Here is a 13,161-nt window from a genome sequence, read left to right as displayed (position 1 = left end):
AAACTCAAATCCATTCCCATCCGTAGAAATGCTAGGCTTAACTCTACGGACAGCAGAATTGTTATTCTGAACGCAGTGAAGAATCTTAATAAAGAAAATATTGGACTCCAACCACAGAATAAAATCTTCATTTCATTCAGGATAACAAACATCATTATTTTCCAATTTTTTAGAATATATTTGAGAAAACCAAATATACCTATGAAATTATACACAGCATTAATCCTGTTCATTACTTTTAGCACACCGCTACTCGCCCAAAAGAGCCTTTTTAACGGCAAAGATTTAAAAGGCTGGCACGTAGATGTACCTGCAATGGATCAAAAACCCGATACCATTAATCCATTTATTGTTCGCAATGGCATGCTCGTAAGTTTAGGTACGCCGGGCGGGCATTTAATAACCGATAAAATTTATAAAAACTACCAGTTAACCGTACAATACCGTTTTGCAGGTAAACCGGGCAACTGCGGTGTTTTAGTACATGCCTCTACACCGAGGGCTTTATATGGTATGTTTCCGAAATCTTTAGAAGTACAAATGCAACATAAAGATGCCGGCGATTTCTGGTGTATTGAAGAAGACATTACGGTACCTGATATGGTTACCAGACGTGGCCCGAAAGAAAACTGGGGTGTAAACGGGAATAAACTCCGCCGCATTAAAAATTTAACAGATGATAGTGAAAAACCTGTTGGCGAATGGAATACCATGGTGATACAGTGCCTGAACAACGATATTAAAGTTTGGGTAAACGGTACATTGGTAAACTACGGCACTAATTGTACGGCAAGTAGCGGGCAAATTGCTTTACAGGCAGAAGGCAGTGAGGTAGAATTTAAGCAACTGGATATTAAACCGATTAAGGAATTATCGAAATAGATTTCGTCATCTCGACTGAAGCGTAGCGAAATGGAGAGATCTACATAGACAGATTTAGCTTCGCTGAGCACTCCGTGGTTCTCGGCTACGTTGCACTCCGCTCGAAATGACGATCTCAGAGAGGATGTTACAGATAATGTTTTTATACAATAAATTATCCCTCACGATGACATTCGTATTTTAGAAAGTTAAACGTGAATTTCGTTATTTAACCAAAAAGCCCCGATTTACATCGGGGCTTTGAAATATTATTGATCATCGGAGAGGTCCTGAAATAAATTCAGGGCGACGAATCCCCAAGAAGATTAAACGCCTAGTAACAATCTGGCCGGATCTTCCAATAATTGTTTCACACGAACCAAGAAACCAACCGACTCACGTCCGTCAATAATCCTGTGATCGTAAGATAAAGCAACATACATCATCGGGCGGATTACCACTTCACCTTTTTCGGCAACCGGACGCTCAACAATATTGTGCATACCTAAAATGGCCGATTGTGGCGCATTGATAATCGGGGTCGACATCATCGAACCAAAAACACCACCGTTAGTAATGGTAAATGTTCCGCCAGTCATTTCTTCGATAGTTAATTTGCTATCGCGTGCTTTTAAAGCTAAGTCCAATACCGATTTTTCAATTTGTGCTAAAGTCATGCTCTCTGCATTACGGATTACCGGAACCACCAAACCTTTTGGCGCAGAAACGGCGATCGAAATATCAGCAAAATCATTGTAAACAATTTCATCGCCTTCAATACGACCATTAACCGCAGGGAAATCTTTTAATGCTTCGGTTACGGCTTTCGTAAAAAAGCTCATGAAACCTAAACCAACACCAAATTTTTCCTTAAACTGGTCTTTATACTTGGCGCGTAAATCCATAATCGGTTTCATGTTAACCTCGTTAAAAGTAGTTAACATAGCGGTTTCGTTTTTAACGGCAACCAAACGTTTTGCAACGGTTCTCCGTAATGGCGACATTTTTTCACGACGCTCACCACGGCTACCAGCAGGTGCAGCAGCAGCAACCGGTGCACTGGCTTTTGGCGCTTCAGCTTTTTTACCAGCTTCAGCTTTAACAGCATCATCTTTGGTAATTCGGCCATCAACTCCAGTACCTTTTACTGTAGAAGCATCAATACCTTTTTCGGCAAGGATTTTACCCGCAGCAGGTGAAGGAGTACCAGTAGCGTAGCTTTCGCCAGATTTTTCAGCAACCGGAGCTGCAGTTTTTTCTTCAGTAACAACTGCTTTTTCTTCAGCTTTTGGAGCATCAGGTTTCGCAGCAGGGGCAGCGCCACCATCTTCAATTTTACATACTACTGCGCCAATGGCTAAAGTATCCCCTTCGGTGGCTATGGTTTTTAAAGTTCCAGCTTGTTCTGCAGTTAATTCGAATGTAGCTTTATCCGATTCTAATTCAGCAATCACTTCATCCATTTCAACAACATCGCCATCGTTTTTTATCCAACGTGATAAAACAACTTCGGTTATCGACTCACCAACAGGTGGAACTTTTATCTCTAAACTCATTTTTGTTATGTTTTTTTATTGTTAAAGGTTAAATATTGTAAGGTTGAAATGTTCAGGCTGCTTAAGCCTATACCTCAAACCTTACGTCTTAAGCCTCATTTAATCGATCTGAACTAATTTCTTCGTTGCCTTCTTTGCAATGTCTTTAACATCTTCCGTAACGGAAATTTCTAAAGCTTTTGCCAAAATATAGGCTTGTTGATTAGCATGTTGTTTTGCAAAACCTGTAGCTGTACTGCTGCTCTCTCTTCTCGAAATTACATCTATACCTTTTAAGGCAGTTTTATACAATTTGCGGAACAAATATGGCCATGCGCCCATGTTCTCTGGCTCTTCCTGCACCCAGAAAACTTCTTTTGCATTTTTATATTTTTTCTTGATGGCTTCCAGCTGATCAACCGGGGTTGGATATAACTGCTCAACCCGTACCAAAGCTACGTGTTTGATTTTATCGGCCTGCTGTTTCTCCAGCAATTCATAGTAAATTTTACCGCTACAGAAAACAACGCGGGTGATGTCTGCAACTTTAGCATTTACATCATCAATTACTTCTTTAAAACCACCTTCGGTAAATTCTTCTAATTTAGAAACACAGGCAGGGTGGCGCAATAAACTTTTAGGCGTAAATACGATTAGTGGTTTACGGAAATCGCGTTTGAACTGACGGCGTAGAACATGGAAAAAGTTAGCCGGTGTAGTACAATTGGTTACCTGCATGTTATAATCGGCACAAAGCTCCATAAAACGCTCAATACGTGCTGATGAATGCTCTGGTCCCTGGCCCTCGTAACCATGAGGCAATAACATAACCAAACCGTTTTCGCGTTGCCATTTGGTTTCGGCACTTGCAACATACTGATCTACAACAATCTGTGCACCGTTAAAGAAATCGCCAAACTGTGCTTCCCAGATGGTTAAAGCATTAGGATTTGCCATGGCATAACCGTATTCGAAACCTAAAACACCATATTCTGATAAATGTGAATTGTAGATATCAAATGAGGCCTGTTGATCAGAAATATTTGCCAATGGTACATATTCTTCCTCACTGTCTTCAAGCGTTAAAACGGCATGACGGTGAGAGAAAGTACCACGTTCCACATCCTGGCCACTTAAACGAACACGTTTACCTTCTGACAACAATGTACCATAAGCCAATTGCTCGCCCATTGCCCAGTCGAAAACATGGGTTTCGTTAACCATTTTAGTTCTTTCCAGAAATAGTTTCTCAATTTTCTTGAAGAACTTTTTGTTTGATGGTAAAGTGGTAATGCGTTTACCGATTTCCAATAAAGTAGATTTTTTAACCGCGGTTACCGGCGAAGATTCGAAATCTTTAGGCGTTGCCATCCGAAGATCTGCCCAAGCACCACCAAATTTAACTTCAGCATTGCCGGCAACAAACTCTTTGGCTTCATTTAAACGTTCCTGCAAAATACCGCGGAAATCTTTTTCCATTTCTTTTGCTAAACCAGCTTCCAATTTACCTTCTTTGGTTAACTGATCGATATAAATTTCCCTTGGATTAGGGTGTTTTTCGATGGTTTTGTACAATAAAGGCTGGGTGAATTTAGGTTCATCAGACTCATTGTGACCAAAACGGCGGTAGCAAAGAATATCAATAAAAACGTCGTTTTTGTATTTCTGACGGTATTCCATTGCTAAATTGATCGCATAAACCAAAGCTTCAGGATCATCGCCATTTACGTGGAAAACCGGCGACAGTGTTACTTTAGCAATATCGGTACAGTAAGTACTGGTACGTGCATCTTTATAATTGGTGGTGAAACCGATCTGGTTATTGATTACCAGGTGGATGGTTCCTCCGGTTTTATAACCTTCAAGGCCAGCCATCTGGATGACTTCGTAAACAATACCCTGTCCGGCAACTGAAGCATCACCATGAATCAAAATCGGTGCTAAACGGCTATTGTCGCCACCATATTTAAAATCGATTTTAGAGCGGCTCATTCCTTCTACCACACCATCAACAGTTTCAAGGTGAGATGGGTTAGGGCATAAACTTAAGTGAACACTTTTACCAGCATTGGTGGTTACATCGGTTGAGTAACCTAGATGGTATTTTACATCACCGCCAAACGGGGTATCCGGATTATAACTTTTACCTTCAAACTCTGCAAAAATATCTTTGTAGGTTTTCTGCATGATATTGGCCAGCACGTTTAAACGTCCGCGGTGGGCCATACCAATCACAAATTCTTCAATTCCCAGTTCAGCACCTTTTTCGATCACAGAATCCAATGCAGGAATTAAAGCTTCAGCCCCTTCTAAAGAGAAACGTTTCTGACCTAAAAATTTTGTCCCAAGAAAATTTTCAAAACTTACTGCCTCGTTTAATTTCCGGAGAATGCGTTTCTTTTCTTCGATTGAGAAATTAGGGGTATTACGTGCACTTTCCATTTTTTGCTGAATCCAGCCCAACACTTCGGGTGTACGTAAAAATTTAAATTCGGCTCCTATAGAACCAACGTATGTTTGTTGTAAAACGGCAAGAATATCTTTCAGTTTTGCGGCACCGATACCAATCTCTACACCAGAATTGAAAACGGTTTCCAAATCTGCATCTGATAACCCAAAATTGGCAAGATCTAAGGTTGGCAAATGTTTACGTCTTTCGCGAACCGGATTGGTGTGCGTAAACAAGTGACCCCGGCTGCGATAGCCATCAATCAGGTTTAAAACATTAACCTCTTTTAAAAATTGTTCAGGAGTTTCTGTTGTTACGGACGGGGATTCCGATCCTCTTCCAAAATCGAAACCTTCAAAAAATTTCTGCCAGCCAAACTCAACCGACTCAGGATCTTGTTGATACGACTGATATAAAGACTCTATATATTCGGCGTTTGCGCCATTAAGATAAGATAATTTATCCATTATTAACTATTTACTATAAGCACTACAAAATTAGAATTTTACCTTATATAAACGGCAAAAATCTCGATTAAAATGAGAATTATTGAATGAGCGAATTATTAAATTATAGAATGACAAAAATACGGCTTGTACCGATCGATAAAATTCAAATTCATCATTCAACACTCAATCATTAAGTCAATACAACTATGATGCCCAAGTTAAAGCATAGTTGCCTTTTGGGTCGAGATTTTTGATGTTTTTATCTAAATCGAATACACTTTTTGATTTTTGATCGTTCCCCACACCAGCAACATTGGCCCAGTTGCCCCAGTTACTTGCCGGGTTATAATCGATCAGTTTTTCTTCAAAGTAAGCGGCTCCTAAAACCCAGCTTACTTCCAGGTTATTGATCAGGTATAGCGCAGCTGTCTGCCTGGCAATATTCGAAATAAAACCGGTCTGGTTTAACTCCGTCATTACTGCATCTACTACGGCAAATCCGGTCTGTGCATTTTTCCATTTATAGAGATTGTCCTGCTCATTGGCAACATCAACCAAGCCCTGGCTGCCAAATCCGTCGGGACTGAAAAATGTATTCCCGTATTTTTTAAACATAAAACGGAAATAATCTCTCCAAAGCAAGCCCAATAAAATATGATTAAACATGGCTTTGGTATTGGGTACGCCTTCCATTTTTTTAATTTCCCAATACACTTTACGGGGAGATAAACTGCCAATAGCCAGCCAGGCAGAAAGTTTTGAGGCAAGAATTAAATTCTTGGTAGTTGCAGCCTGTTGCATGGCCAGGATTACCTTTTGTAAATGAGCCAAACCTTCTGCTTCGCCGCCTACAAATTCGAAATCAGCACGCTGATCTTTCTGCTGTGGTAAAAGATTAAGGTCTTCCAATGATGACAAGGTACCCCAATCGATCACTTCAGCCACGTTAATCCGGTCGGGCGCTGCAAAACAGGGTTTGATAATCGAATCGCGCTCAATCTTCTTTTTAAAGAGGTTAAAAGCATCGGGGATATCCTTAATGGGAAAAGGCAGATCTTCTTTATTATATAAGGTATGGCCGATAAAGTGCTTCAGGTTCACGCGTAATTTCCAAAGCGCATTTTCGACAAGTGTAGAAACATGGGTTTCTTCGCGCGCTACTTCGCGGTGATGGTACACCTCGGTAATTTCATATTCCTGTACCAACTGCGGAATAATATCTTCGGGATTACCTTCAGCAATCAGCAGATTGCCTCCAATCTGTTTTAAAGCATTACGTAGGCCTAAAACACTTTCTAAAATAAACTGTGCTCTAATATTGCCGGTTTTCAGTGTACCATATTTGGTTTCGCCAAAAGATCGGGGATCGAGAATGTAAACAGGCAAAATTGAATCAGATTTAGCAATTGCCTCCACGAGCATTTCGTTATCATGCAAGCGAAGATCATTTCTAAACCAGACTAAAATTTTTTTGGACATCTTTTATCGAAAAAGGTATAAGAACGCTTTACAAATTTATCTTATTTTTCTTCCACATCAAACCCCTGAATAATTCTTTACAAATAGGTAACAAAAGAATTAAAACCAGATTAATACATTTTAATTCCTGCCAACAAACCCTTTTGTATCTTCGGTGTTTTAAAAATATGGCAAAAAAGATTCTGATCACCGGAGCTACCGGACTAGTAGGTACTGAATTAAAAAAGCATTTGTTGAACAAAGGTTACGAGGTAAATACACTTTCTCGAAAAAAAAGCAATGATCCGAATGGTTATGTGTGGGATGTGTACAAAGGAGCAATTGACGCAGATTGCCTTAATGGTGTGGACGCCGTTATCCATTTGGCAGGAGAACCCGTTGCGGATAAAAAATGGACCAATGAGCGCAAAAAACAGATTATTGATAGCCGGGTAAAATCTACAGAATTGCTTTTCAGAGCCATTAAGTCCAAACCTGATCATCAGATCAAATCGTTTATTTCCTCTTCTGCAGTTGGCTTTTATGGCGATTGCGGCGATGAAATCTTAACCGAAGAGAGCCCAAATGGCTATGGCTTCTTAGCCGAATGTTGTAAGCTATGGGAAGACGCTGTAGATCAGGGCAAAAAGCTGAGCCTCAGAATTGTAAAACTTCGAACCGGTATTGTTTTCAGCACAAAAGGTGGAGCATTACCACAATTGGCTCAGCCTGTAAAGTTATTTGCAGGTGCACCACTGGGTACCGGGAACCAATGGACACCCTGGTTACACATTGATGATATGGTTGAAATGTGCATCGAAGCTATAGAAAACCTTAAAATGGAAAACAGTTACAATGCCTGTGCGCCATTTCCCGTAACCAATACGACCTTAACCAAAGCCATTGCCAAACAGTTGCACCGCCCGGTATGGCCCATTAAAGTTCCTAAAAAAGCACTGGCATTATTACTCGGAGAACGTGTTGAAGCCGTTTTAATGAGCAATAATACCTCCGCACAAAAAATTCTGGATGCTGGGTTTAAATTTAAATTTACACATTTGGAAGACGCTTTGAAGGATCTTTATAAGTAGCTTAACCGCTTAATTGTTAAGAGTGATGAACTTTTTATCGTTAAATGCAAACTGCCAATTGAAAACCGTATCTGTGGTTAATCGACACGAAACGCTTCTCGCCAATAAATAACCCAAACAAATTATCATTATAAGTTATACACATGACTGCAATATCCATTCACTGGTTCCGCCGCGATTTACGTTTAGAAGATAATGCTGCCTTATACCATGCCCTAAAAAGTACTTATCCCGTTCTCCCACTTTTTATCTTTGATAAAAACATATTGGATAAACTACCAAAAGGTGATGCCCGCGTAACTTTTATTTACGAGACCATCGCGGATTTAAAAAAACAACTTCAGCAAAGCGGGTCAGATTTACTGGTAAAATACGGAGAACCTGAAAAAGTATGGCCTGAAATTTTAAAGCAATACGACATTAAAGAAGTATACACCAACCACGATTATGAGCCTTATGCACGCGAACGTGATGATAATATGGCCGAATATTTAACGAGTGAAAAAATTGCCTTCAAAACGCATAAAGACCAGGTTATTTTTGAAAAAGATGAGATTTTAAAAGCAGATAAAACACCTTATACGGTGTTTACCCCTTTTTACAAACAATGGCATGCTAAACTGAACGATTTTTATGTAAAGGCCTATCCCAGTAAAAAATACTTTAAAAATTTACTGCAGACCAGGCACCTGCCCCTCCCCGCTTTAAAAGAGATGGGTTTTGAAAATAGCAAACTGGATTTTCCCAAAATCAGTTATAAAAACAAGCTTAACGATTATGCAAAAACACGCGATTTCCCGGCAGCAGAAGGCACTACCCATATTGGCCTGCATTTACGTTTTGGCACTTTAAGTATTAGAAAAGCAGTACGCGATGCGATAGAGGCAAAATCGAACGTCTGGCTTTCGGAACTGGCCTGGCGCGAATTTTACATGATGATACTTTGGCATTTCTCCTATTCGGCTTTTGATTCTTTTAAAAAGCAATACGACAAGATTAAATGGCGCAACAATGAGGATGAATTTAAGGCCTGGCGCGAAGGCAATACCGGTTACCCGATAGTAGATGCCGGAATGCGGCAATTGAACCAAACCGGATGGATGCATAACCGCGTGCGTATGATTGTGGCCAGCTTTTTAACTAAACATTTACTGATTGATTGGCGCTGGGGCGAAGCTTATTTTGCCGAAAAGTTGCTCGACTACGAAATGGCAAGTAATGTAGGTGGCTGGCAATGGGCAGCAGGCTCAGGAAACGATGCCGCGCCGTACTTTAGGGTGTTTAATCCCGAATTACAAACCAAAAAATTTGATCCTGAATTTGAATATATTAAAAAGTGGGTACCAGAATTAGAAACAAAAAAATATGCCCAACCTATAGTTGAGCATACTTTTGCAAGGGAAAGAGTGTTAAGGGTTTTTAAAGAAGCTTTAGCTAATTCGTAACGCTTACAATTTCTATATCAAAATCCAATACTGCGTTAGCAGGGATGGTGCCACTGCCCGACTTTCCATAAGCCAAATCTGAAGGGATAATCATCCTGAATTTTGTTCCAACTTTAAACTTTGGAATCATAATTTGCCAGGCTTGAATCAGGCCAGTTAAAGTTGACGAGAAACCACTGGAGTTAGAATCGAAGGATGTTCCATCAAGGGTTCGGCCCGTATATTTTACATTTACGGTGCTTTCAACCCCATTTATTGCATCGCCAGTACCAACGGTATTCACTATATAATAAATTCTACTTGGATCTTTTGTTGCGGTTAAACCTTTAGCCGCCAAAAAGTTCTTTATTTTATCATCATCAAATAACCACTGTTTACGGTATGGATAGGTTTTGATCGTAAAATCAAGATTTTCATTAGAAGGTATCGGCCCGGTACCATTTTTACCAAAAGCTAAATAAGATGGCAATAATATTCTGGCACTCCCTCCAGGTTTAAGGCTCAAAGCAGCGGTTCTTAATGCAGGTATATTGTAAGTAATGGACGTTGATAAAGATGATTGGAAAAAATTACTTAAATAACCAACATAAGTACCCAGGTTACCATTGGCAGGAGACTGAAGATAAGTTGTTCCGGTTTGCATGGATTTTACCGTAATATCGTAAAATACGGAATCAGGATTCAGGAAATATGTTCCATCTGCAGGATTAGTTGGTTGATAATAAAATCCTGTTTTATCAGGATCAGGTATCATCTGGGTTAAATTATTTTTTGATATATAAGCCTTTATGGCCGCATCATCTATACTTTGAATAGTTTCATAGTCCTTTTTGCACGAGCTGAAAACTACAGTAGCCAGTAAAAGTGTAAATAGGCCAGGTTTAGTAAATTTGTTCATTTATTATTGTACGTCTGTAAGTGTTATAGTAAAATCGAGTACTGAATTAGGAGGAATCGACGATGATGGCGACTGTGTTCCATAGCCAAAGTAAGATGGAATAATTAACCTGATTTTACCCCCTTTTTGTATCTTCTGGATCCCAAACTGCCATCCTAAAATAACATTTCCAAGTTTAAAAGAAATTGGCGTTCCCTTGGTACTGTCGAAAATGGTACCGTTTAATAATCTACCTTCATAATCTGCAGTAATCACGGTAGAAGTCAGGTAACTTACGTTTCCTGATCCCGGAGCTATTATCTGATAAAAAATACCGCTGGCATCTTTTGTTGCCGGAATATTATTAGCCTTAACAAAAGCACTGATTGCAGTAGTATCTGCCTTAAATTGCGGAGTAGGATCGTAATCATCAACTGGCGCATTTTTTTTACAGGCGGCAAGACATCCCGTAAGGCATATCAATAAAATAATGTATTTAAACTTAACCATAGTCAGCAAAAATAAGCTTTTAATGCAGATGCTGCAATTTTTAACCTATTTTAACAAATTTAAGGCGTTTAAAAAGGTAAAAAGCTAAAGAACATGAGAAAGATTTCTGCAGCATAAAAAAGGGTTTAAGATTTAGGCATGCACCTAAACCTTAAACCCTCAACCTTTCGACCTTCTACCTTAAAAGATATATTTATTGGCTTCGATTAATTGTTGTGCAACCCTTTGGCGGGCATCTTTAACATTAAATGGCTCCATTTTGGTAAAGCGGCGCAAGCCTACCTGCATCATACGCAACTCATCGCCTTCGGCAAATGCCCATAATGCTTCTTTACCCGCCTTGGCTATTCCATCAACCGCTTCAACCAGATAAATACGAAGTAAATCCAGCTGACCGGCCACCGCGGCTTCGCCACGCATGGCAACCAGTTTTTCGGTTCTCAACAAGGCGGATTCAGCTACATATACATAACTGGCCATATCGGCAATGTTCATTAAAATTTCCTGTTCTTTGCTTAAGGTCATCATGAGCTTTTGTACCGCAGCACCGGCTACCATTAAGGTTGCTTTTTTAAGGTTCGATAATACCTTTTTCTCTGCAGCAAATAGCGTGGTATCTTCTTCTCCGAAATCAGGAATGCTCATCAATTCGGCTGCTACAGCAGTGGCAGGTGTCATTAAATCCAACTCGCCTTTCATGGCACGTTTCAGCATCATATCAACGGTTAACAAACGGTTAATTTCGTTGGTACCTTCGAAAATCCTGTTGATACGTGCATCGCGGTAAGCCCTGTCCATTGGTGCATCGGCAGAAAAACCCATACCACCATAAATCTGAACGCCTTCATCAACGGTATAATCCAATGCTTCCGAACCCCACACTTTTAAGATAGCGCATTCTACCGCAAATTGCTCAACAGATTTTAACCTGGCTTTGCCCGATTCCATTCCTCCTGCAACCAATTGGTCGTAGGTATCATCTATGTTCTGTCCGGCACGGTAATTCGCCGCATCAACGGCATAAATTTTAGAAGCGATCTCTGCAATTTTAAAGCGGATGGCCCCATATTTAGAAATGGGACGGCCAAACTGAATCCTTTCATTTGAATAATTGATCGCAGTATTTAACGTTGCTTTTGAAGCACCGATGGCAGCAGCAGATAATTTAATACGGCCAATATTTAAAATGTTTACCGCGATTTTGAAACCGTTTTCACGTTCGCTTAACATATTCTCAACAGGTACGGGACAATCATTAAAGAAAACCTGGCGTGTTGAAGAGCCTTTGATGCCCATTTTATGTTCTTCAGGATTCATGGTGATCCCGCCGAAATCTTTCTCCACAATAAATGCGGTTAAGTTTTTATCGTCGTCTATTTTGGCAAAAACAATAAAAATATCGGCAAAACCACCGTTCGTGATCCACATTTTCTGACCGTTGATGATATAATGTTTACCATCATCGCTCAGTTTAGCTTTTGTTTTACCTGAGTTTGCATCCGAACCCGAGTTTGGCTCTGTTAAACAATAAGCAGCTTTCCATTCACCAGAGCCCAGTTTAGGGATGTATTTTGCTTTTTGTTCTTCATTTCCGTAATATAAAATTGGCAAGGTACCGATACCCGTATGTGCAGAAAGTGCCACCGCAAAAGAGTGTCCGGCTCCAACTATATCAGCAACCAACATGGAGGTATTAAAGTTTTTACCAAAACCTCCGTATTCTTCAGGTACCGAAACACCCAAGATACCCAGTTCGCCGGCTTTGGTTAAAAGTGTTGGCATTAACTCCGGGTCTTCCTGTTTATCGATTTTATCTAAATTGGGGTAAACTTCAGCCGCCAAAAAATCGCGACAGGTCTGTGCAATCATCTGTTGCTCTTCATCAAATTCTTCAGGGATGAATACTTCCTGATAGGTGGTATCCTTAATTAAAAATTCTCCACCTTTAATTGTCTTTTTTTCAGTTGTTTCCATGGTTTTTAGTATCTAGTGTTGAGTAAAGAATGCCAAGACATGAGTATTAAGTATCAAGACAAAGCATACATCATAAATTTTCATTTTATATTTCCTGCTATGCAATTCAACCTTGATCATTGATAATCAAATCTTAACTTTCGATATCCATATCAAATTAATCTTCTTTCCAGGGCATAAATCATCTTTTGAACTTCAGTAGTTTTTTCAATCAAATCAATAGCAAGCGGATCATCCAATAATCCCAATTTATTTGAAATAATTACCTGAGCCTCTAGTTCAAAAGCAGAGCCCTGACTTATCGTTAAAAAATATTTAAATTGTGCACTGGTTCCCCTACCCGCTCCCTCAGCAATATTGGAAGGTATCGAGACAGCGCATCTTTTCATTTGAGAAATCAAACCGTATCTCTCATCAACAGGCAAAAACGAACTAGCCTTATAAACATCAACTGCCAAATCAATTGATTTTTGCCAAACTTTTAATTCTTTAAAATTGTGCATATACCATTA

Annotated in this window: 10 protein-coding genes; 3 read left to right on the top strand and 7 right to left on the bottom strand. The window is 39.7% G+C overall.

Going from position 1 to position 13,161, the window contains the following annotated elements; translation table 11 throughout:
• Positions 1-201 precede the first annotated feature (201 nt).
• Positions 202-882 carry a 3-keto-disaccharide hydrolase gene (locus GGQ60_RS20365; RefSeq protein WP_183767856.1) on the top strand — a complete coding sequence of 227 codons (681 nt, stop codon included), beginning with the start codon at positions 202-204 and terminating at the stop codon, positions 880-882.
• Between the two features lie 305 nt (positions 883-1,187).
• On the opposite strand, the gene odhB is transcribed toward GGQ60_RS20365, so the two are convergent.
• The 3 genes from odhB to GGQ60_RS20350 all read right to left on the bottom strand — a co-directional run bounded on the left by odhB (position 1,188) and on the right by GGQ60_RS20350 (position 6,773).
• The gene (gene odhB / locus GGQ60_RS20360) at positions 1,188-2,417 is read right to left on the bottom strand and encodes a 2-oxoglutarate dehydrogenase complex dihydrolipoyllysine-residue succinyltransferase (RefSeq protein WP_183767854.1); all 1,230 of its coding nucleotides are present in this window, start codon (positions 2,415-2,417) and stop codon (positions 1,188-1,190) included.
• A 99-nt stretch (positions 2,418-2,516) separates the two neighbouring features.
• A complete protein-coding gene (locus GGQ60_RS20355) occupies positions 2,517-5,312 on the bottom strand; it encodes a 2-oxoglutarate dehydrogenase E1 component (RefSeq protein WP_183767852.1) in 2,796 nt (931 codons plus the stop codon).
• A 186-nt stretch (positions 5,313-5,498) separates the two neighbouring features.
• On the bottom strand, positions 5,499-6,773 hold the full coding sequence (locus GGQ60_RS20350) for a DASH family cryptochrome (RefSeq protein WP_183767849.1): 1,275 nt from the start codon (positions 6,771-6,773) through the stop codon (positions 5,499-5,501).
• A 167-nt stretch (positions 6,774-6,940) separates the two neighbouring features.
• Between GGQ60_RS20350 and GGQ60_RS20345 the strand changes: the two genes are divergently transcribed.
• A complete protein-coding gene (locus tag GGQ60_RS20345; protein ID WP_183767847.1) occupies positions 6,941-7,843 on the top strand; it encodes a TIGR01777 family oxidoreductase in 903 nt (300 codons plus the stop codon).
• 143 nt (positions 7,844-7,986) lie between these two features.
• A complete protein-coding gene (locus GGQ60_RS20340; protein ID WP_183767845.1) occupies positions 7,987-9,288 on the top strand; it encodes a cryptochrome/photolyase family protein in 1,302 nt (433 codons plus the stop codon).
• Here the strand turns inward: GGQ60_RS20340 and GGQ60_RS20335 are convergent.
• The 4 genes from GGQ60_RS20335 to GGQ60_RS20320 form a co-directional block, all read right to left on the bottom strand.
• A complete protein-coding gene (locus GGQ60_RS20335; protein WP_183767842.1) occupies positions 9,278-10,186 on the bottom strand; it encodes an FKBP-type peptidyl-prolyl cis-trans isomerase in 909 nt (302 codons plus the stop codon). The genes GGQ60_RS20340 and GGQ60_RS20335 overlap by 11 nt on opposite strands.
• A gap of 3 nt (positions 10,187-10,189) precedes the next feature.
• A complete protein-coding gene (locus tag GGQ60_RS20330; RefSeq protein WP_183767840.1) occupies positions 10,190-10,675 on the bottom strand; it encodes an FKBP-type peptidyl-prolyl cis-trans isomerase in 486 nt (161 codons plus the stop codon).
• A gap of 180 nt (positions 10,676-10,855) precedes the next feature.
• Positions 10,856-12,649: an acyl-CoA dehydrogenase FadE gene (locus GGQ60_RS20325; RefSeq protein ID WP_183767838.1), complete on the bottom strand. Its 1,794-nt coding sequence runs from the start codon at positions 12,647-12,649 to the stop codon at positions 10,856-10,858.
• A gap of 152 nt (positions 12,650-12,801) precedes the next feature.
• Positions 12,802-13,152, bottom strand: coding sequence for a four helix bundle protein (locus GGQ60_RS20320; RefSeq protein WP_183767835.1), 351 nt, complete (start codon positions 13,150-13,152; stop codon positions 12,802-12,804).
• Positions 13,153-13,161: the final 9 nt, after the last annotated feature.

The sequence above is a fragment of the Pedobacter zeae genome (assembly GCF_014196715.1).
GTDB classification, from domain to species: domain Bacteria; phylum Bacteroidota; class Bacteroidia; order Sphingobacteriales; family Sphingobacteriaceae; genus Pedobacter; species Pedobacter zeae.
Note: the sequence above shows the minus strand (reverse complement) of the source record. Positions and strands in the feature narration are given on the sequence as shown.